At 46.2% G+C, this 19,812-nt stretch carries 22 protein-coding genes; 9 read left to right on the forward strand and 13 right to left on the reverse strand.

What is annotated here, in order from left to right; all coding sequences use genetic code 11:
* The first annotated feature begins 440 nt into the window (after positions 1-440).
* Positions 441-1,685 carry a translation initiation factor IF-2 subunit gamma gene (locus tag VDIS_RS03540; protein WP_013335838.1) on the forward strand — a complete coding sequence of 415 codons (1,245 nt, stop codon included), beginning with the start codon at positions 441-443 and terminating at the stop codon, positions 1,683-1,685.
* Positions 1,686-1,698: 13 nt separating this feature from the next.
* Entirely contained in the window at positions 1,699-2,094 is a 396-nt protein-coding gene (locus VDIS_RS03545; RefSeq protein WP_171804838.1) for a type II toxin-antitoxin system VapC family toxin, read from the forward strand.
* Positions 2,095-2,135: 41 nt separating this feature from the next.
* On the opposite strand, the gene VDIS_RS03550 is transcribed toward VDIS_RS03545, so the two are convergent.
* Both VDIS_RS03550 and VDIS_RS03555 read right to left on the reverse strand, forming a co-directional pair.
* Positions 2,136-3,590 (reverse strand): ammonium transporter, encoded by a 1,455-nt coding sequence (locus tag VDIS_RS03550; protein WP_013335840.1) that lies wholly within the window; start codon positions 3,588-3,590, stop codon positions 2,136-2,138.
* Positions 3,591-3,796: 206 nt separating this feature from the next.
* On the reverse strand, positions 3,797-5,125 hold the full coding sequence (locus VDIS_RS03555) for a glutamine synthetase family protein (RefSeq protein WP_013335841.1): 1,329 nt from the start codon (positions 5,123-5,125) through the stop codon (positions 3,797-3,799).
* A gap of 234 nt (positions 5,126-5,359) precedes the next feature.
* On the opposite strand from VDIS_RS03555, the gene VDIS_RS03560 reads away from it, so the two are divergent.
* Positions 5,360-5,878 carry a hypothetical protein gene (locus VDIS_RS03560; protein ID WP_148678205.1) on the forward strand — a complete coding sequence of 173 codons (519 nt, stop codon included), beginning with the start codon at positions 5,360-5,362 and terminating at the stop codon, positions 5,876-5,878.
* Here VDIS_RS03560 and VDIS_RS03565 read toward each other — a convergent pair.
* Positions 5,875-6,297 (reverse strand): thioredoxin family protein, encoded by a 423-nt coding sequence (locus tag VDIS_RS03565; RefSeq protein WP_013335843.1) that lies wholly within the window; start codon positions 6,295-6,297, stop codon positions 5,875-5,877. The genes VDIS_RS03560 and VDIS_RS03565 overlap by 4 nt on opposite strands.
* 60 nt (positions 6,298-6,357) lie before the next feature.
* Entirely contained in the window at positions 6,358-7,233 is an 876-nt protein-coding gene (locus VDIS_RS03570; RefSeq protein ID WP_013335844.1) for a TatD family hydrolase, read from the reverse strand.
* A 45-nt stretch (positions 7,234-7,278) separates the two neighbouring features.
* Between VDIS_RS03570 and trm10 the strand changes: the two genes are divergently transcribed.
* From trm10 to cmk, 3 genes are read left to right on the forward strand one after another with little or no spacing between them, the layout of a single operon-like run.
* Positions 7,279-8,346, forward strand: a complete 1,068-nt coding sequence (gene trm10 / locus VDIS_RS03575) for a tRNA (adenine(9)-N1)-methyltransferase Trm10 (protein WP_013335845.1) — start codon at positions 7,279-7,281, stop codon at positions 8,344-8,346.
* A 28-nt stretch (positions 8,347-8,374) separates the two neighbouring features.
* A complete protein-coding gene (locus VDIS_RS03580; RefSeq protein ID WP_013335846.1) occupies positions 8,375-8,641 on the forward strand; it encodes a 50S ribosomal protein L34e in 267 nt (88 codons plus the stop codon).
* 5 nt (positions 8,642-8,646) lie between these two features.
* The gene (cmk, locus tag VDIS_RS03585) at positions 8,647-9,192 is read left to right on the forward strand and encodes a (d)CMP kinase (protein ID WP_013335847.1); all 546 of its coding nucleotides are present in this window, start codon (positions 8,647-8,649) and stop codon (positions 9,190-9,192) included.
* A gap of 22 nt (positions 9,193-9,214) precedes the next feature.
* Here the strand turns inward: cmk and VDIS_RS03590 are convergent, their stop codons facing one another.
* The 7 genes from VDIS_RS03590 to VDIS_RS03620 all read right to left on the reverse strand — a co-directional run bounded on the left by VDIS_RS03590 (position 9,215) and on the right by VDIS_RS03620 (position 13,983).
* Complete coding sequence (locus VDIS_RS03590; RefSeq protein WP_013335848.1) at positions 9,215-9,577, reverse strand: hypothetical protein; 363 nt, start codon at positions 9,575-9,577, stop codon at positions 9,215-9,217.
* Between the two features lie 75 nt (positions 9,578-9,652).
* Positions 9,653-9,934 (reverse strand): hypothetical protein, encoded by a 282-nt coding sequence (locus VDIS_RS03595; RefSeq protein ID WP_013335849.1) that lies wholly within the window; start codon positions 9,932-9,934, stop codon positions 9,653-9,655.
* A gap of 67 nt (positions 9,935-10,001) precedes the next feature.
* Complete coding sequence (gene amrB, locus VDIS_RS03600; protein WP_013335850.1) at positions 10,002-10,862, reverse strand: AmmeMemoRadiSam system protein B; 861 nt, start codon at positions 10,860-10,862, stop codon at positions 10,002-10,004.
* A 68-nt stretch (positions 10,863-10,930) separates the two neighbouring features.
* Positions 10,931-11,608, reverse strand: a complete 678-nt coding sequence (rpsB, locus tag VDIS_RS03605) for a 30S ribosomal protein S2 (RefSeq protein WP_013335851.1) — start codon at positions 11,606-11,608, stop codon at positions 10,931-10,933.
* A 61-nt stretch (positions 11,609-11,669) separates the two neighbouring features.
* Positions 11,670-12,935 carry a phosphopyruvate hydratase gene (gene eno, locus VDIS_RS03610; protein ID WP_013335852.1) on the reverse strand — a complete coding sequence of 422 codons (1,266 nt, stop codon included), beginning with the start codon at positions 12,933-12,935 and terminating at the stop codon, positions 11,670-11,672.
* An 83-nt stretch (positions 12,936-13,018) separates the two neighbouring features.
* The gene (locus VDIS_RS03615; RefSeq protein ID WP_013335853.1) at positions 13,019-13,639 is read right to left on the reverse strand and encodes an HAD family hydrolase; all 621 of its coding nucleotides are present in this window, start codon (positions 13,637-13,639) and stop codon (positions 13,019-13,021) included.
* Positions 13,639-13,983, reverse strand: coding sequence for an Hsp20/alpha crystallin family protein (locus VDIS_RS03620; RefSeq protein WP_245522564.1), 345 nt, complete (start codon positions 13,981-13,983; stop codon positions 13,639-13,641). Before VDIS_RS03620 ends, VDIS_RS03615 begins: the two co-directional genes overlap by 1 nt.
* A gap of 38 nt (positions 13,984-14,021) precedes the next feature.
* On the opposite strand from VDIS_RS03620, the gene VDIS_RS03625 reads away from it, so the two are divergent.
* Positions 14,022-15,632 (forward strand): bifunctional ADP-dependent NAD(P)H-hydrate dehydratase/NAD(P)H-hydrate epimerase, encoded by a 1,611-nt coding sequence (locus VDIS_RS03625; protein ID WP_013335855.1) that lies wholly within the window; start codon positions 14,022-14,024, stop codon positions 15,630-15,632.
* A 126-nt stretch (positions 15,633-15,758) separates the two neighbouring features.
* Here the strand turns inward: VDIS_RS03625 and VDIS_RS03630 are convergent, their stop codons facing one another.
* Positions 15,759-16,034, reverse strand: coding sequence for a hypothetical protein (locus VDIS_RS03630; RefSeq protein WP_013335856.1), 276 nt, complete (start codon positions 16,032-16,034; stop codon positions 15,759-15,761).
* Positions 16,035-16,196: 162 nt separating this feature from the next.
* Here VDIS_RS03630 and VDIS_RS03635 point away from each other — a divergent pair, with 162 nt between their 5' ends.
* The gene (locus tag VDIS_RS03635; RefSeq protein ID WP_013335857.1) at positions 16,197-16,970 is read left to right on the forward strand and encodes a hypothetical protein; all 774 of its coding nucleotides are present in this window, start codon (positions 16,197-16,199) and stop codon (positions 16,968-16,970) included.
* Here VDIS_RS03635 and VDIS_RS03640 read toward each other — a convergent pair whose 3' ends face one another.
* Positions 16,971-17,798: a hypothetical protein gene (locus tag VDIS_RS03640; protein WP_013335858.1), complete on the reverse strand. Its 828-nt coding sequence runs from the start codon at positions 17,796-17,798 to the stop codon at positions 16,971-16,973.
* Positions 17,799-17,921: 123 nt separating this feature from the next.
* Between VDIS_RS03640 and VDIS_RS03645 the strand changes: the two genes are divergently transcribed.
* Positions 17,922-19,802, forward strand: a complete 1,881-nt coding sequence (locus tag VDIS_RS03645) for a phosphoenolpyruvate carboxykinase (GTP) (protein WP_013335859.1) — start codon at positions 17,922-17,924, stop codon at positions 19,800-19,802.
* The last annotated feature ends 10 nt before the right edge of the window (positions 19,803-19,812 follow it).

Raw genomic sequence — 19,812 nt, forward strand, 5'->3', positions numbered from 1 at the left:
CGAGATTAACAACCTACTTATTAAAATCTTTCTTATTAAAATCTTTTTGATTTATACATTTTTCATTATTTCTTAATTTCTTTCTCACATAATAAAGCGGCGAATTGGCCGGCTGTGTACCCAGCCACGGCATAACTCCCCTTCTGTACTATTCGTCTAAGGCCCTACCCGGACCTCACCCGTGGAGATCACAGGTCCCTATTTGGGCCGTTGTTCCCCAGCGACCTCTCGGTCGGCGGGTTGCCCCGCGGGGACCCACGGTGTCGTGGGGAAGTTTCCTCAGGCGAGCCGTTGCCGGGCTCGCCCGGTTGTTCGCCGTGGCTGGACACACAGCCGCAGTTATTTAACTGGCTTAGACTTGATAAAGCTTATTCCGTGCATTGGGTTTTATTTTTCATGTGCTGAAATCTTATTAAACCCTTAATGCCAGTTCGATTTGAATGAGTAAATATATATACCCAAATGCCATCATTGCGACTGCCGGCCACGTGGATCACGGCAAAACGACGCTGGTTCATGCACTTAGTGGTGTTTGGGTTGCTAGGTATAGTGAGGAGATTAAGAGAGCTATGACTGTTAAGCTCGGTTACATAACAATTGGCCTTTACGAGTGCCCATCGATGGAGGGTGAGTTTAGGATAGTGAGTGATGGCTTGCTTAAGGATGGCAAGTGCCCCAATGGCGATGACCCCGTATTAAGGAGGAAGGTCTCAATACTCGATGTTCCTGGTCATGAAGTATTAATAAGCACGATGATATCAGGCATATCCTACATTGATGCTGCCTTACTCGTGATCGACGCCTCCATGTCCGTTCCCCAACCACAGACTGAGGAGCATTTCACCGCATTGACGATAATGGGCCTGAACAAGTTAATAGTTGTTCAGAATAAGCTTGACCTAGTGAATAAGGAGCAGGCCCTTGAGAATTATAAGCAGATTAAGCAATTCCTTAGCAATACCTGGGCCAGGAACTCACCGATAATACCCGTATCATCACTACATAAGGTCAATATTGAGGCAGTGTCAACACTAATTGATAAGTTAGTACCGCCTAAGGAAACCTCTGGTGGTAACTTTAGGATGCTCGTTCTAAGGAGCTTCAACGTCAATAGACCGGGCACCCCACCGGACAAGTTAGTCGGTGGTGTGCTTGGCGGCACCGTTATTAGGGGCTCGGCAAAGGTTGGTGATGAGATTGAGATAAGGCCAGGGCTTAAGCTGGGTAATAAGTATGAGCCGATAGTAACGAAGATAGTTAGTATAGCCATTGGTAATGAGCATATCGAGGAGGCAAGACCAGGTGGTTTGGTTGGTATTGGTACTGAACTTGACCCAGCGTTAACGAAGGCCGATTCCCTCGTTGGTAGTGTTGTTGGTAAGCCAGGCACATTACCACCCGTGTGGAGTGAATTAACCCTTGAGTTCCATAGGATTGAGAGGCCTGGTGATCAATCATTGAAGGAGGTTACTTTCAAGCCGAAGGATGTGATCATGGTTCACGTGGGTTCAGCGGCCGTGATGGGCATTGTTAAGGGGTTCCATGGCGATAAACTCGATGTAATACTCAGGAAGGCCGTGTCGGCCGAGGAGAATTCCAAGGCTGTGATTACAAAGCAGGTGAATAATAGGTGGAGGATTGTTGGTTACGGAATCCTGAAGGGCGGTAATGCGGTTCTCGAGTGAAGTGATGAGGGACATGAAGATAGAGTGCGTGGTATTTGACACAAGTGCAATACTACTGATGTTTACCGAGGGCCTGCGCGTCATTGATCAGGTAATTGAACTTGTTAATTCACCAATAATACCCATAATCCCACACCCAATACTCAATGAATTAATTAAGTTGAGCATGTTAGGCAGGCCTGGGATATCCAAGGCGTCAAGTAATGCCGTCAATTACGTCATTAGTAACTTCTCGATAGCCAATGCCGTAGGCTCACCTGACGATTCCGTGGTAGAGGTATCCAGTAAGTATGGTTGTGTTGCCGTGACCTGCGATATGAAGCTATTAAGGAGGTTAAGGCGTATGTACGTTAGGACTATATATCTAAGGGCCAGCGCAGGTAAACTTGAAGCTGATTTTGACTTTTAAGAAATTCATTAATTTAAGAGGCAAATTTACATTTTAAATTTTTAATAAGATGAGTCCTCCTTATTCCTATTTATTGTATTGATTACTGAAACAACAACGCCAGCAGCCATCCTCTCCGCATCACCCTGCGTTGCAAAGGCAAACTCGTCATATGCAACCTCGCCATGCATCTCCTTATCACCAATCCTCAAAGCCTCTAATGGCGCCTTTAATGGCGTTATCTTACTTATTAACTTCAGAATTAAGTATGTCATTAAGGCGTCGTAGGCTATCACCACGACGACGCCCAGTAATTGTAGTACTACCTGGAATGGATTACCGTAAAGCGCGCCCCTAAGGCCTGGAGCAACATACTTAGTAATGTTTGGATCCGCAAACACCCCAGTGAGGATACCGCCGATTATACCCGGAACCGCGTGGTCTGAGAAAACACCAAGCGCATCATCTATATGCCTCGTCAACCTAGACCTGAATTGGAACATATTCAGTGAGTACCACGCAGCGGCACTCGACACGGCACCAATTATCATTGCGCCAATACCATTTACGTAACCCGCGGCTGGCGTTATACCGACAAGACCCGCCACCGCGCCGGACACGGCACCCGTAAACGTGGGTCTCTCAAAATAAGCCATATCAAGTATCATCCATACCACGACCGCGATTGCCGTGGCCAAGTTTGTGTTTATCACGGCTACTGCAGCGTCTATTGTCGACCCATAGGGATCACCACCGTTGAAGCCATTCCAACCAAGCCAGACAAGACCGAGACCAGCCGCGACCTGGGTTAAGTTATGCGGTTGTAACTTCCTCTCCTCAACCAACCTCTCACCAACCATCGCTGCTGCTACGAAGGCTGCTATACCCGCATCAACATGTATTACGTAACCACCCGAGAAATCCGCAACACCAAGTTGCATGAGCCAGCCACCGCCCCAAAGCCAAAAGGCCACTGGGCTGTAAACGAGGAGGGACCAGAGTGGTACGAAGAGCATCCAGGCCTTAAAGTTCATCCTCTCTATTAAGGCACCAACTATTAATGCTGGTGTTATTGCGGCGAAGACGAATTGGAAGAATATCAGTGTCGACATGGCTATGTTCGGATACTGCTGCGCAGCAGGTACGCTGGCCTGCGATGCAATAATGTTACTTGTTAATGCCGGTATTGGCGTACCCAGTATGTTAAAGCCGTTTATCCTCACCAATGCGGGTCCAAACGCGAACATGTAGCCCGCCAACACCCAAACGACTAGTACTATGGCGAAGGCGTAGAGCACCATCATCATTGTATTTATTGCATACTTACGCTTAGTCATGCCGCCATAAAGGAGCATTAAGCCGGGTACGCTTTGAAGACCCACGAGGGTAGCCGCTGTGAGCATCCACGCATTACTACCTGTGTCTAGCCATGGAGGTACAGAGTCCGGTGGATACCCGGATAGGTTTGGTGGTGTATCGGCTCTGGCGGTTATTGCCGTTATTACAACGGCCATCATGAGAACTGGTATTACCCTGGCAAGTATTACTGTCCTATTTACCTTATTTACCGTTTTAATGGGTCACCGGGCACAAAATATTTAAACTAATTAGTTTTTAAATTTTTCTCCATATGATATTTATATTATCGTCATAAAAATATTGAAGCATGGAATAAAAGATTTGGTGTATATTTTTATCTTTAAATTTATATAAATTATATATTTCACGCAGTAACCAAGTACTTATTGTACTCCCACTGGGTTATTATATTCCAGGTCTTCTCCCAGGGACCAACATTTGTTAGGTAGTCCTCCCACTCATTCTGCTTTATCTTGATGTACGCATTGACTAACTCACTGGGTAGTTCTGTGGCTAGGAAGCTCTTTGAAAGCTCCTTCAGCGTATCCTCAAGAGTTGCCGGTGTTTCTAAGGCATTGGCTAGCTCATAGGCGACCTCCTCAGTTGGTGGTGGTGGTTCTTTCTTTTCCTCGAGACCCCTGATCATGGTCTTTATTATTGCTGTGAAGGCTAGGTATGGGTTCATGCTTGGGTCTGGGTGCCTATACTCAATCCTGTTAATCCTCATCTTATACTGCGGTATCCTAATCATGGCACTCCTATTTGCGTAGCCCCACACAATCCTCGTTGGAGCCTCGTAGTGAGGCACCAACCTCTTGTATGAGTTAACTAGTGGCGCAACGAAGCTACTTAATGCCCTTGCATTACTCAGTATTGCGCTTATTGCGTAGCCACATTCCTCAGTTATCTTACCAGTACTGCTCTGGAATAGGTTCTTACCGTCCTTCCAGACGCTGATGTGCGTGTGCGCACCACTACCGTTAACTCCCCAGAAGGGCTTGGGCATGAACGTAGCCACTAAGCCGTACTTCCTCGCGATGTCCTTAGCCATTATCTTAAAGTACACGATCTGATCAGCAAGCCTGAGTGGGTCCGTAGCTCCTATGTTTACTTCATACTGGCTCGGCGCAACCTCATGGTGAGTCTTTGTATAGTTAATGCCCGCATCGGCTATTGCCGTTATTAACTCCTTCATGAACTGCGACTGAACGGTTACGTTCCAACCATCGAAGTAAATACCTGGGTCCGCAAACACAGGCTTACCGCCGTCCTCCTTAATCACGAAGAACTCAACCTCAACACCCATTAAGAACTCGTAACCCTTCGACCTAGCCTGCTCCAGCGCATCATTAAGTACCCTCCTTGGGTCAAGAGGTGATGGCTTATCGGCTATGTCGGACACCATCGTAAATACATCGGCCACCTTACCATCCTGCCAATACTCAACGTATACGGCCCTTGGGTCTACATATGCCACGAAGTCGCTCTTATTTACTGTTGAGTATGATGGTATTGATGAGGCATCGAAGGGCATCCCATCAATGAAGAGGTCCTTAGCCATGTCTATTGGTACTATTTCAGACCTTGGTGCGCCATTGATATCAACTATTATGAACTTAACATACTTTATGCCCGAGGCCTTTAGGATTCTCCATAGGTCTGCCGGTTCGATTTCCAGATTTCTGGTTGGCACGAATAATGTGCAAAAGGAGGTTTTTAAGCTTTATTCTTATTATACTTAGTTTTCTCGTAATCATATATAGAATTAGACATTAATATATATATTAATTTATAATGTTGACACATAAATTATAGAGGTTATGGTTAATTCATAGTCCGTAGAAGACATTCAACGTGCGTGTTGTGATCGTACGCATTAATGGAAACAAAAGGTTTTATTAATGGGTTTCCCTCAGTTGTCGTTGATATGATGCAGATTAAGCTTGGTTTTGAGGAGTGGCGTAAATTGGGTAAGGAGATTGAGAGGATTGCTCAGAATGAGGAGCTTGAGTTGATTATTAGCATGACCTTTGGTTTTACGGGTATTGAAAGCGAGGAGAACGAGGAGGATGAGGAGATCGAGGAGGAGCATGAGCATCATCACCATCATATAACGGAATTACCTAAGGAGGTTATTGAGGAATTGAATGATTTCATGGATATACTAAAAACCAAGTATAATGCTAAGATTGACCATCACGTGCATGGAGACCACGCAGGCGTCGTGGTTTCAATAATAACAAACGGTAAAGATGCTATTAACGTGTTTAGGAATATAATCGATGATGCCAAGAACTGCGAGAATTGCGTATTGGCTGGAATTGATGGGGAGTTTCACCTCGGTAATGACGTTAGTGTAATCTTCTTCGGTGACAGTTATAAGTTAACATTCATATTGCCTGCCCAGGATGGTAGGCGATTAATAATTAGTGAGGTAAATACTTAAGGTTTAACTCCTAGGTAAATCTCGATATACCTCCTCATTGTGTTATAATCAACGGCACCAATCACCCTATAAACCTCTTCACCATTCCTGAATAGTATCGTGGTCGGTATTGACATAACACCATACTCAGCGGCAATCCCTGGGTATGCATCAACATCGATACGCCCAAAGAATACCTTACCCGCAAATACCTGGGCTAACTTATTGAGTATTGGCTCCATTATCTTACAGGGTATGCACCAATCGGCATAGAAATCAATCACGGAGGCCGAGCACTCCTTGATCGAAGCGGCGAAGCTATTGCCACTAAGCACCACAATGCCGTTGGGGCACATGGGCCTACTTACTGATGACTCCCTGAGGCGCGTCATTATCATCTTTCTATAGACTTTCTCAATTAACTCCCTCTCCTCACCCATCCCAGGACGCAAAATACTAGACCTTTAAAAGCCATTAGTGCCTGTTCGCGCACGAGTAAACTAACCCATTACATCCACGCCATACACCCTATTAATATTGTCGACACAAATCGTTTGCAGGAACTCCTCATTTATGAAACCATTAAATAAGTAAGTCTTTAACTTCTTGGCTAGGGTCCACGGTGGTATCACGGCGCCCGGTCTCTTAGGATCATCTATGAAGTCGCTCTCAACAACGAACCTTGGGCCGTACTTAACAGCCTCCTCAAATTCGCCCCTCCTCCCCATGGGTATTGACGGCATTACACCATTACCGCTGGCCATGTCAATCGTAATGGGCTCAGTATGATGCATCACAACACTATACGGTCTATTACCCACCCTCCTAACCATGCCTATAATTGATGATGCCGTATTAATGCCATTCCTCTCCAGGTGCAGGTGCACGACGGCATTGACATCCCTGGCGACACCTAATGCGTATTCCAGTAATTCATTAAAGAGGTCAATAATGTCGCCAGGCACATCCCAATGGGGCCTACCAATCTCACCGATACCCACTGCCCTGCCCTCCCTAACATACTCGGCGGCTAAGTCAATCCCCTTCCTCATGAAGTTGAGAACCTCCTCCTTAGACCAACCCCTTCTGAGTAATTCATAACCCTCAGCTGGGTGTAGGCCAACAACGGCCACGGACCTAACACCCTCCTCATTAACTATCCTGGTGGATTCCACGGTTATGTCATACATCCTCCTAACACTGTTAAGATCACCAGGCGTTAAACCAAGGCTCCAGGTAAGTAGGGCAACTATCACTATGAATCTACCACCTTCCCTCCTAAACCTCCTTGCTAACTCCCTGGGGCCCATACCGATTATGGGGTTCGTATGCGCGTGGTTATCGCAGAGTGGTAATTCCCTGCCCTGCACTGTCATGTGGGTTCATGTTTTTATTAGGACCTTAATTAATAATCCCTTCAGGTGATACTTGGCAATCAATTACTGAGTGCCCTGAGGGACCTTAACATTCATAGGCTGTGCATACCCCGTAGGCTCAGGTGTAATTATTATCTGCCGCAGTGCATTGCCGTGAACCTGCTGTTGGGTAGGTACGTACTGTGCTTAGGTGGTTTTGGTGATCGTATTATTTCAAGGTTCGACAACCTTGAGGTAATTATGTCATCCTCAATGGGCTCAATACCATGTGACGCATATTTGGCTAAGCCTAACAATTGCTTGGTATCGCTGGTTCCCTTCATTGACGTACCTAAGAAGCCACGCTTTATAATTGATCTATCCCTCTGGAGTAGTCATACTAGGTCTGAGAAGAACGAGCTTATTGAGCAGGTCTTAGCGTCTATAGGCACAATTAGGAGGTATCTTTGGGATTCAAACCTTGAGTTAACGAGTGTGACGGAGGAGTTCCTCGAGGGGTTTAATAAATTTGCCAGGGGGTTTAAGTATGGCGTAATTATTAAGCGGGATGGGCCGATTATTGATGATGGTGCCGTGATGCTTGATCCAGAGGGTGATTGTGTCCTTAATGAGGAGTTGATCAGGAATACGCATACATTCATTATTGGGGGTATTGTTGATAAGGAGAGGAGGGTTAAGGGCGAGACGGCTAGGTTGTACGGACTGTTGGGGCTTAACGTACCCAGGTGTAGGATTGAGCTTAGGGGCTCAATTATTGGTGTCCCTGATAGGATTAATAAGGTGATTGAGATAATATTAATGACGCTCTTCGAAACGGGAAATATCGAGGAGGCAATCATTAAGGCTATGTCCAAGAGGGATAGGGTGAATAGGCTATTTTATGAACTTCAGAGGGCGGCATATAGATTGCGTGGGGAGGGTAGTACCACGCTTGTGGTACCGAAATCCATGATAGGCAGGATTAATTGGGTTAACGCAAGCAATAAGGAGCTGGAGCTGGTGTTGAGGAAGTCCCGCGTTAGCGTTATTGATGATGAGGAATTGAGCAAGTACTTATCCCTCGGTATTGCGAGACCAGGTCCCTTAACGTATAGGTACGTAAGTAAAGCATAAAAACTCATAGGTGTTTTGACGAACGATTATGCCAAGGCCTGCATTAAGGTCTAGGAAATTGAGGAGGACGCAGACCAGGACGCCGGGTGGTAGGCACGTGGTTCACTACGAGAAGAGATTCGCCTCTAAACCCAGGTGTGCCATCTGTGGTAGGCCACTCCAGGGCATTGATGAGGCTAGGGTTAAGACCAAGCATGTTGCCGGCTTAACCGTTTCGAGGCCTTACGGCGGCTATGTCTGCCACAGGTGCCTCGCCCTTGCCCTTAGGATGGCTGTACGATTATCAGCAACGTGATTTAAATGGGCGTTATAGCAATTTCAGGACAGGCAGCCAGTGGGAAGACCACGGTGGCTAGGGAATTAGCCAATAGGTTGAATTATAGGTTTGTATCCATTGGTGAGTTATTTAGGAGGATTGCTGCCGAGAGAGGTGTGTCATTGCTTGAGCTTCATAGGATTGCCGAGACGGACTTTAGCATTGATAGGGCAGTCGATGAGGAGGCCGTTAGGGAGGCTAGGAGGGGTAATGTGGTTATTGAGGGTCACTTAGCTGCCTGGATACTTAAGGATGTGGCTGATGTGCGTATTTACCTTAAGGCAGATATTAGGGCTAGGTCACAGAGGTTGTCGGCTAGGGATGGTAAATCGATTGAGGAGGCATTGAATGAGATTAAGGCCCGTGAGGAGTCGAATAGGAAGAGGTACCTAACTATTTATGGAATTGACATTAACGATACTTCTATCTTCGATTTAATAATTGATACTACGTATATAGATGCTAGGAAGGTTGTTGATATTGTCTATGAGTATGTATACAATGTACTACATAATAAGGGCAAATTTTAGGTTAGTAACCTAGCCCCGTGACTTATCCAACCACCTTTCGGTACATCCTAAGCCAGGTATAGATTGACTCACCACCAGCTACGTACTTATCCTTCATGAGCCTGTAGGCCGATACATAACCCTTATAGACCAGGTAGGCATAGTAACTATTGAGCTTCGCCTTAATCACGTTTGGCTTGTCGGACTTTGCCATGAGGAGCGCCATGTGATAAGCGTAGTACTCCCTTGTCTTAACATCGCCGTTCCACCACTTGTCGTATAAAGTGTCAAGGAAGCCCAGGTACTCATCAATCTTATCCTTAAACGGATCCCTCACATACTTAGTCAGCACGTCTTTCAACTCATCCTTCCACGTCCTTACCTCCTTGGGTTGTATAACGCTCATCAAAGTAATTATTTATTTCTCTTTCTATTTAAATCTTTCTCTTTTTCATATAAAGAGAAAGTGATCGCAACATCACTAAACACCTAGTGATAGGCTTGCTTTAATCCCTGAATTAGCTAGTAAATATTGAATTGCTTGATAGAAGTATTCTGCTATAATCCTTAGTAATGTATATGATAAGTAACCCAACTTATAAATAATGTAACCACCTATATACAGCAACTCACTGACTTGCCTATTACCAATACTGAATATATACGCCTTCAACTCAGCCTTGAATGGTGCGACTATTGAGTATATTAGGGCTAGGGCCACTATCACGAGTAATACCTCGAAGAAAATCCTAACCGCACTCATATTAACTGCGCATATGTGCTTGGGGAAATAAATTAATTATGTATTTTGATTGATCATTGAATTCCTCCTATAGGTAGAAAGCTATTGATGCGTAACCCACGGTCTCCAACGTATATCCACTAGTATCACCAGATGTGGCATGTCTAAGTAGCACTACATTCTTAACGCCAAGTCTCTTGGCAGTGACTATTGCTGTGGCTATGGCGCCATAGCCGCAGGCCGACACATCATAACGCTCAATAACGTCAAAGAAGGAATCCTCATCAAGCCTGAGGACTGGGTCTATAGCCTTCATGTCCTTCTCCGTGGTTATTTCATGAGGCTCATAGTGATTCCAATCACTTGATGCAACATAAACTATTGAGCCAGGCTCATGGCTTGAAATAACCTCCGCAATTGCATTACCAAGGTCCCTGGCGACCTCCTTCGTCTGCCTCCAAATTATTATCGGCACTATCTTAACGTTATTACCAAATATGTACTGTATAAAGGGTAATTGAACCTCAAGTGAATGCTCCTGGGCGAATGCATAAACATCAGGCTCTAGGTACTTAACCCTACTCATTAACTCCTTAGCTATTTCAGAATCAATTTCAAGCGTCCCAAGTGGGGTCTCCCAGGCACCCTCAGGATATATCGCCACTGGCGCGCCAATGCCGTAGTGATTAGGCCCAACAAGAATGAATGTCCTTGGACTATGAAACCTATAAATTTCTGCAAAGGACATGGCAGCCACAGGGCCTGAGTATATATAACCGGCGTGTGGAACAATAACTATTGGCACTGCCTTAAACCCCTCACGGGGCTGCTTAACCAGCTTACCAGGACCGAGTGGGTGGCTTATTGACCACTCAATCTGCTTGATTAATTTATCCCTATCAGCCTCGTAGAACGCGCCCGCGACCGCTGGTTTGCGTACTCGAACCATACAATGATTAATCTAAGCCGGCAAAAATAAACGCTTTACTTTGCGTTATTTATTGCAGATCAAGAGTTTTACTGAGTGATACCCTCAAGTGATACCTTGACCTCGAACTCCTCGGGTGGCACGGGTAAGTCCTCGTTCTCCTTCAACTCACCCCTAACCCTGAGCACCTGCCTAGCCAGCAACCAGTATATCAGTGCTAGGCTCCTTCTACCCTTGTTATTGCACGGTATTATCAGGTCCACGTAGGATATAGGCGTATCCGTATCCACGAGTGCAATTACGGGTATACCCATCGTAGCTGCCTCCTCAATTGCTTGGACATCAGCCTTTGGATCCGTGGATATAAGCAGATCAGCCTCTATGTAATGGTTAAGGTTTGGGTTTGTGAATGTGCCTGGTATGAACCTGCCCGTTATTGCCCTGCACCTAACGAACTTACAGAACATCTCCACAGGCTTAAAGCCATAGGGCTTAGCCGAGTAAGCAACCACCTTCTCAGGGTCATACATCGCGATCATCTTAGCCGCAATCCTAATCCTCTCGTCAATCTTCCTAAGGTTTAGAATCCTAAGCCCATCAGGCCTCACAGAGAACACAAAACCCCTCCTCTGCAGATACGCATTTGACACCCTAGTGCCAAGCCTAACACCAGCCGCTAGGTAACGCTCAATGGCAATCAGTAGCTCCTCCTGCGGTGGAACTGGCGCAAGACCCTCCTCACGGGTCTCCTTACGTTCCTCACCCATTGGGAACTACGGTGAAGAATCTAATTAATAAGTATTTCACTATGAGGAATTTAATAGGGCATCAACGCCTAAGCCTTTGGGGCAGTGATTGATTCATCCTGGCAACCTTACCCATGTAGTCCTGAATCCTAATTAACTCATTAAGCTTAGCCATCCTCTCACCACCGAGGACCCCACTCTTGATTATTGGCGCCCCAAAGCCAACGGCTATGTGGGCCAGGGTCTCATACTCGGTGTCTCCGGATCTATGGGATACCACGGGTATGTAGCCATTGGACACAGCCAACCTAACCGCTTCCCAAGCCCTGGACAAAGTACCTATTTGGTCAGGCTTTATTATTATGGCATTCGCAGCACCCTCCTTAATGCCCCTAGACAACCTGGATGGATTTGTCGTGAATAGATCATCACCAACAATTAGGCACCTATCGCCAACGGAATCCGTCAACTCCGCAAAGGATTGGAAGTCCTCCTCATAGAATGGGTCCTCAACATAGACAAGCCCATACTTCTCGATCAACCCCTTAACAAACTCAAGCTGCTCCTTAGGAGTTCTTGAAACCCCCTCGTTAGTATATACGTACTTCTCACCATTCCATAGGGTTGACGCGGCCATGTCAACGCCAATCCCTATCTCAAACCCCATCTTAGAACTAACCTCCTTAACGGCCTTACTCAGGATTTCTAATGCTGTGCCAGTGGAGATCCTGGCTGACCAAGCACCCTCGTCATTACGGCCACCGGTAAATGAAGGGTCAGCCTTAACCAATTCCCTAAAGACGGTTCTATGAACCTCTATGTTAGCCTTAAGGGCCGAGTAAATGTCCTGCGCACCGTATGGTAATACCAGGAACTCCTGAATATCAGGGCCGAGACCACGGCTATGCTTACCACCACCAATGACATTGCCGAGTGGGTATGGTAAGTCCCTGATGTTGGTACCGCCAAGGTGTTGATAGAGGGGTATTTCTAGGGCATTTGCCGCTGCCCTAGCCGTTGCCATAGACATGGCTATGGCAACTGCGCCGCCTATCCTTGAGAAGTTCTCCGTACCATCGATCTCCTCAAGCCTAGCGTCAACCTCACCCTGTATTGAGGCATCCAAACCCATTAGGTCAGGTGCAACACTCTTCTCGAAGGTGCTTATTGCTAGATCAACATCATTATTAGGGAAGTAAACAACCTCGTGAGAACCCCTTGATGCGCCGGCTGGTGCTGCAGCCCTTCCATAACCATCGGTCAGGTAGACCTCAACCTCAACGGTCTCCTCACCCCTCGAATTAAAGATCTTCCTGATACCCAAATCCTCTATGGTCGTGTCCGGCATAAATCTCAACAAGGTTGAGAAACCCGGTATTAATGCATTATTTAGCTCAAGTATACGTTTACTTTACGTATACGCCCAATCCACTACCTACTTAAGATAGCCCTTGCAATATCAATGAGTGGATATAGCGTGTCGGAATTAATAACGATCCTCGCTGCATTGGCAACCTCATCATTAACAGGATTATAGGCTATGGAGTACCTCGCCTTCCTGAGCATTGGCAGGTCCATGTCGCTGTCACCAACCGCCATTACGTAATCCCAATCAAGTCCTAACTCACTAACTAATTCATTAACTATGTCCTTATTCTCCACGTTAACCCTTACTGAAACCAACGAGCCATTCTCATCATATACTAATTCATTACTTATGAAGTAATTTACGTAATCCCTAATGGGGATACCCGTGTAGTTTAGGCCGCCGCTCACCGCTATAACTAGCACATTATTATCCCTAAGGAATCTTAGTAATTCCAGGGTGCCCCTTCTCAGGGTTATGGGGACCTCAACCCAGGTCCTTGGTACGTCCATCCATAAAAGGGCATCAACAAGCGCCCAATCCCTATAATTAATGAGACCTGCCTTATACGCATCCCTATTCACTGAGGCCCATTCATCGGTACCAAGGACCTTATGTAGGTGTTGCCATGCTGACCTGAAGTACGTGAGGACCCCGTCAACGTCGAGAATGGCTGCCTTAATCATTACTCAACACCAATACTAGTACCCTTAATTGGCAACCTAATTATCAATAGCCCATTCCTATACTCGGCGTGTGAACCATCCACGGTGACGGGCGCAGGCAACTCCTTAATAAGTAGGTACTTCCTACCGTTACCCTCGGCCTTAACGAATAGTTTATTATTATCGAGGAGCTTCACGGTTATTCCATCCCTACCAACACCTGGAACCTCCACCTCAGTAATTACATAATCATCCTCTATCCTAACCATGTGCCTAGGCTCCCTATACCCACCCTGCTCAGGCTTCTCTAAATTGCCCAGGCTAACCCTAATGACTATGCCCATGTGCCTCAATAAATCTTGCATAAAAGCATTTTTAAAGGCATAACACGTCATTAACGGGTATGCCCGTCGACTTCAGGGATTGGTCATCAGCTGCAATTACATCGCTTGAGATGAGGGTCATTGATAGGAATGCCGCCTACATGGGCATTGATAGGCACATACTCATGGAGAACGCAGGTAGGTCCGTGGCCACTACCGTCATTGAGAGGTACCCGAAGGCCAGGAGGATTCTTGTTGTCGCTGGGTTGGGTGATAATGGTGGTGATGGTATCGTAGCCGCCAGATACCTGCACTCATGGGGTAGGGAGGTTAAGGTGGTTCTCCTTGGTCGCATTAGTGATGCTAGGGAGGAGTTGGTCGTGGATAATCTGGGCATCCTTAGAGGATTGAATGTGGAGATAATAGAGGCTCCAACGCCCTACGACTTACTCGCTCATCAGGAGGTCTTTCACCCATGGGCTGAGGTAATCATAGACGCTATAATAGGCACTGGGATTAGGGGTGTTCTCAGGGAGCCTCAGGCCACGGCCATCGAATTAATCAATAAGTCATCAGCGTATAAGGTAGCCGTTGACATACCCAGTGGGTTGGATCCAGACACCGGGGAGGTTAGGGACATTGCGGTTAGGGCGCATGTCACAGTAACAATGCATAGGCCAAAGGTTGGCCTGGTTAAGGAGGGTGTTTCTCAATACGTTGGTGACTTGGTGATTGCGGATATTGGAATTCCCGAGGAGGTGGAGCATGTTGTTGGTCCTGGCGACCTATATTACATGAGTTATGCCAGAAAGCCCGACTCGAAGAAGGGTGATAATGGGCGTGTACTATTCATTGGTGGTTCCAGGGAGTTCACAGGCGCCATTTACCTAGCGGCTAAGGCGGCGCTTAGGACTGGAGTCGACTTATCCGTGGTTATGGCCCCTAGGGATGTGGCTAGGGACATAAGGGCTCACGACCCAAGCATAATAGCCATACCCCTAGACGGTGATTACCTAATGCTTAACCATGTGGATCAAATAATGGAGCAGGTTGGTAAGTCCCACGTAATAGCCATTGGGCCTGGGCTCGGGCTTAGGGAGGAGACTATGAAGGCAGTTGTTGAGTTGGTCTCTAGGGCTGTTGATGTTGGTAAGAGGGTGGTCATCGACGCAGACGCCATTAAGGCAATTGGCGAGTTGAAGAGGCAGGACTTAATAACGAAGAATGTAATTATAACGCCACACGCCGGTGAATTTAAGTGGTTGACTGGCGTTGACATTACTAAAGAGGGTAATGTCTGGTCGAGGGCTGTGATGGTGCGTGACGTGGTTAAATCATCGCTGAGGGGCGGCGTTGTATTGCTTAAGGGTAATGTTGATGTGATAACCGATGGCGAGAGGTACAAGCTTAATTTCACGGGTAATCCCGGAATGACCGTTGGGGGCACGGGGGATGTGCTCACTGGCGTTGTCTCGGCATTAATGGTTAAGGTTCAGGACCCACTTGAGGCCGCCGCAATTGGCGCCTTCATAACAGGGCTTGCAGGTGACTTAGCGACTAAGGAGCTTGGTTACCACATAACGCCTATTGATGTTTTGGAGAATATACCTAAGGTGTTCAAGAGGTTAATGAACGTTGATGAGATTGTTAGTTCGTCAATCCACCCACAGGCCCTAAAACTCATTGGTTAAGCACTACCTGGTTAAGAACGTCATTGACCATTGAGCTCAATTATCAGTAGCCTGGAAGGTCATCAATTACCGTCAGAGTCCACCATGGTCATCACTTGTATCCCACAACCGTTGAGATTATTAAATCTATGCCAGCGGCACATTTATAGCTTTCTTACCTCTCAATGGACGTCCACGCCTACCCCTCTCGCGGGTCTTCCTAATGTCTAGGGCTATGTCCAGTGGGTTGTAGGTTATCGTAACATTAACAACATCCCCATCGGCGCAAGCCACAATGTGAATCTTGGGGTCGTTAAGTAGCAAGATCTCGCACTCAAAGTCTAGGTTTCCATAATCACCAATTAACTGCTTCCTTAGGGCTAACCACAGTGTTTTCCTTACTACCAGTGTCTCTCTAATCATTCTATTTCAATAATTCAACTCCAGATAAATAAAGGTTTTCCCGCAATTATTCAAAAACATGCCATGGGCATATCAACATTAATTCTCGATACAAGCCAGGGTAAACTCCTCGAGACCTGTAACGAATGAAGCGCTTATCCCCACCACTTCACTTAGGTGGTGATGAGTAGTAGGTTAGTTAGTAGGAGGGTTCATACAGACACCGGTGCATTATCGTTATTAATTACGAATTATGCATTCTCCCTAATAACGCTAGTGATGATTAATGGCCATAGCATTAATGTTATTAGGTTGGTGTTAACTACAGCCCTCGCAGCACTAAATATTATAAGTCTAGTGAAGGCGCACCTGGGCTTAATTTCGAGAAGGGGCTTACGTGATTACTCACTATTCCTAATAAACACAGCGCCATACCTGGTACTCATTCCTTACCTAGGCATTTGGTTATTAATACCCCTGGTACCGCTCATGTTATTCATTGCGGAGGTTGTGCGTGGGAGGGGTAGGTCAGTGGTGGCTAATGTTTCTGGAACTGCATTAATAGCATCAACGTACCTAGCGTGGTACGTCTTCATGGATGGCGACTTAGTCCTTAAGGTAATAATGGCGTCATTAACATGGGTAATCTACCACGCATTTTCCGCACTGTACGTGGAGGGTAAATTACCCTTTAGGCAGGGCGTTAAGCCTCATCACTCATCACTCCTCTGGTTCATAGGCTTGCCGGCTCTGGCCTACGGTATTTACGCCGTGGGCGGTTTACTGCCTTTAATAATACTTATCGAGCCAACGATCAGGGCGTTCATCGCGACTAAGGAGGGTAAGTTACCTATGAATGATTTAAGGCGTAGGATTAGGAGGATTGGCATTGGATTACTAATTGAGTCGCTGGTCTTTGCCGGCCTTATCCTGCTCCTTTTCTATGCATTGGCGTGATTATCCCTGGTAAAGAAGCACGCCAGAGTACCAGTTGAGTGTTGAGCCTGGCGCCTGAATAATGATCTGCCAGCATGGGTAGTTGCTGATGTTTATGTTTATGGTCTCCGCAGTCGTTGCGTAGGTTGAACACACCGGGATGCTTATTGACGTGCCTGGCACTGTGTAGCAATAAACAGTTACATTGCCACCCGAGGGCACGCTCACGTTAATAAGCAGTACTTTGACGAGCGTTAAATTGCTGAATGTGAATAGGGTGTATGACTGCTGTATGTATGTGTAGGGTGCGCCATATAATTGATAATACATGGCTACATGCCTCATTAATTTATTGAGCAAATTTATTATTTCCGTATTGTTATTAGCCACGTAATTGCTCACGTTAATTACGGCATTGTATATAGTGCTCTCCGCATTATTTATCGTCGATGTTACGTTACTCTCTATATTGCTTTCCACGTTATTTATCGAAATTATGATTGACGAGTTAACCGTCGCCAACTTATTAATTATCCTAGTATTACTTCTATTTACTGCATTTATTATGTTTGTCGTATTGATGCGTTGATAGTAGTAAATATTTTCTAGGTACATGGTTATTGCGCTTAGGTAGTTAACGATGTCGTGGTAGAGGCTTCTCGTGTAGTTAAGTATTGATGATGCGGTTGTATTTATTGGCTCTAGATATTGCTGTTGTATTGTGTTTTCCTGGGCTAAGATACTACCTGTGTTTGTCATTATGGGGTTTAGGTAGATGGCCATTGATATTACCAGTAATGCGATGATTACTATTAAGAGTGCGAGGGTATACCTCGTATTCCACGCCATATTAGATTAATTAGTGGTTTCGGACTTATATGAGTTGCTGAGGGTTAAATGGGTTTACCCAGTAGTTATGGTATTGTGACTTATAGAGAAATAGTTATAAGGACATAAGTAGTAATAGATCTAATGGTACCGAGCACGACCGATGAGGTTGAACGGCTTCTCCGAAGTAAAATGAGTGATGAGATGTACCGAAGACTAATGAACATCAATAACCCAGAACTTCACAAATTCATAGCCTGGGCCGTGGATCTGTGCAAGCCCAATTCCGTTTTCATAAATACGGGTAGCCCTGAGGATCTCGATTACATTAGAAGAAGGGCCATAGAGGTCGGTGAGGAGATACCGTTGAAAACCCCTGGACACACGGTTCACTTTGATAGTCCTTATGACCAGGCGAGGGCCCGTGAGGACACGGCCATATTACTACCCAATGGTCAGAGGCTTCCCTTCATAAGGACTAAGGACCGTGATGAGGGATTGAAGGAAATGTACTCATTACTTGACGGTATAATGAAGGGTAGGGAAATGCTGGTGGGCTTCTACTCATTGGGGCCTAAGGGCTCACCCTTCAGTATATTGGCTGTTCAAATAACGGATTCCTACTACGTAATGCATAATGAGAACATACTATATAGGACCGCTTACGACGAATTCGTCAGGCAGGGCGAGAGGGCTAGGTTCCTCAAGTTCATTCATTCCCAGGGTGAGTTAAACGAGATGAAGCAAAGTAAGAACATTAAACAGAGGAGAATCTACATAGACCTCCTCGGCGAGACCGTGTACTCAGTTAACACGCAATACGGCGGTAATAGCATTGGTCTCAAGAAACTCGCCCTTAGACTCACGATTAAGAGGGCTATGGAGGAGGGATGGCTCAGTGAGCACATGTTTATAATAGGTGTTGAGGGGCCAAATGGCAGAGTCACGTACTTCACTGGTGCATTCCCATCATACTCAGGCAAGACGTCAACGGCAATGCTCGGTAGGTTAATTGGGGATGACCTGGCATTCCTAGGGAATGTCAATGGTGAGGTTAGGGCCGTTAATCCTGAAATAGGCGTGTTCGGCATAATTGAGGGCATAAACCCAATCGATGATCCATTAATATACGAGGTGCTGATGAAACCAAACGAGGTAATATTCTCGAACGTGTTAATTACCGAGGATGGTGAGGTGTACTGGAACGGGATGGGTAAGCCAGAACCGGAGAGGGGCATTAATTACACGGGCAAGTGGTGGAGGGGGAAGACCGATGAGAAGGGTAACCCAATACCACCATCGCACCCCAACGCAAGGTTCACAGTGTCACTAAAGGCATTTAAGAACCTGGACCCAGCCTATGATGATCCAAACGGTGTTGTTGTTGGTGGAATAATATTCGGGGGTAGGGACCCGGACACATTAGTCCCCGTTGTTGAGTCCTTTAATTGGGAGCATGGCGTGGTCACGATAGCCGCGTCCCTAGAGTCGGAGAGGACGGCTGCCGTGATCGGGAAGCCCGGCGAGAGGGAGTTTAACCCAATGGCTAACCTTGACTTCCTATCCGTGGACCTAGGCATTTACATAACTAATTACCTAAAGTTTGGTGAGGGTCTTACGAAGCCTCCAAAGATATTTGGTGTTAATTACTTCCTTAGGGATGAGCAGGGCAGCTTCCTGAATAGTAAGGAGGATAAGAGGGTCTGGCTTCAGTGGATGGAGAGGAGGGTGCATAATGAGCTTGGCGCAATAACCACGCCCATAGGCTACATACCTAGGTATGAGGACCTAAAGGCTCTATTCAGGGAGGTGCTCAATAGGGAGTATAGGCTTGAGGATTACACGAAGCAATTTGCAATAAGGGCTACAAAGCTTCTCGAGAAGATAGACAGAATTTGGAAGATATACTCGGAGATACCCACGACACCGAGGAGGTTCTTCGAAGTACTTGAGGAACAGAGACGGAGGTTGTTGGATGCCAAGAATAAGTACGGCGACGTAATACCACCGCAGAAGTTCGAGTAAGGGTTCATAA

Source organism: Vulcanisaeta distributa DSM 14429 (genome assembly GCF_000148385.1).
Lineage (GTDB): Archaea > Thermoproteota > Thermoprotei > Thermoproteales > Thermocladiaceae > Vulcanisaeta > Vulcanisaeta distributa.

Coding starts and splice junctions, on each gene's coding strand:
- VDIS_RS03545 (WP_171804838.1), top strand. CDS start 1,699: ATGAAGATAGAGTGCGTGGTATTTGACACAAGTGCAATACTACTGATG.
- VDIS_RS03595 (WP_013335849.1), bottom strand. CDS start 9,934: ATGAGTGCGGTTAGGATTTTCTTCGAGGTATTACTCGTGATAGTGGCC.
- VDIS_RS03645 (WP_013335859.1), top strand. CDS start 17,922: ATGGTACCGAGCACGACCGATGAGGTTGAACGGCTTCTCCGAAGTAAA.
- VDIS_RS03635 (WP_013335857.1), top strand. CDS start 16,197: ATGAGTAGTAGGTTAGTTAGTAGGAGGGTTCATACAGACACCGGTGCA.
- VDIS_RS03580 (WP_013335846.1), top strand. CDS start 8,375: ATGCCAAGGCCTGCATTAAGGTCTAGGAAATTGAGGAGGACGCAGACC.
- VDIS_RS03570 (WP_013335844.1), bottom strand. CDS start 7,233: ATGACAGTGCAGGGCAGGGAATTACCACTCTGCGATAACCACGCGCAT.
- amrB (WP_013335850.1), bottom strand. CDS start 10,862: ATGGTTCGAGTACGCAAACCAGCGGTCGCGGGCGCGTTCTACGAGGCT.
- cmk (WP_013335847.1), top strand. CDS start 8,647: ATGGGCGTTATAGCAATTTCAGGACAGGCAGCCAGTGGGAAGACCACG.
- VDIS_RS03630 (WP_013335856.1), bottom strand. CDS start 16,034: ATGATTAGAGAGACACTGGTAGTAAGGAAAACACTGTGGTTAGCCCTA.
- VDIS_RS03590 (WP_013335848.1), bottom strand. CDS start 9,577: ATGAGCGTTATACAACCCAAGGAGGTAAGGACGTGGAAGGATGAGTTG.
- VDIS_RS03560 (WP_148678205.1), top strand. CDS start 5,360: ATGATGCAGATTAAGCTTGGTTTTGAGGAGTGGCGTAAATTGGGTAAG.
- rpsB (WP_013335851.1), bottom strand. CDS start 11,608: ATGGGTGAGGAACGTAAGGAGACCCGTGAGGAGGGTCTTGCGCCAGTT.
- VDIS_RS03640 (WP_013335858.1), bottom strand. CDS start 17,798: ATGGCGTGGAATACGAGGTATACCCTCGCACTCTTAATAGTAATCATC.
- eno (WP_013335852.1), bottom strand. CDS start 12,935: ATGCCGGACACGACCATAGAGGATTTGGGTATCAGGAAGATCTTTAAT.
- VDIS_RS03615 (WP_013335853.1), bottom strand. CDS start 13,639: ATGATTAAGGCAGCCATTCTCGACGTTGACGGGGTCCTCACGTACTTC.
- VDIS_RS03625 (WP_013335855.1), top strand. CDS start 14,022: ATGCCCGTCGACTTCAGGGATTGGTCATCAGCTGCAATTACATCGCTT.
- VDIS_RS03565 (WP_013335843.1), bottom strand. CDS start 6,297: ATGGGTGAGGAGAGGGAGTTAATTGAGAAAGTCTATAGAAAGATGATA.
- VDIS_RS03540 (WP_013335838.1), top strand. CDS start 441: ATGAGTAAATATATATACCCAAATGCCATCATTGCGACTGCCGGCCAC.
- VDIS_RS03550 (WP_013335840.1), bottom strand. CDS start 3,590: ATGATGGCCGTTGTAATAACGGCAATAACCGCCAGAGCCGATACACCA.
- VDIS_RS03620 (WP_245522564.1), bottom strand. CDS start 13,983: ATGCAAGATTTATTGAGGCACATGGGCATAGTCATTAGGGTTAGCCTG.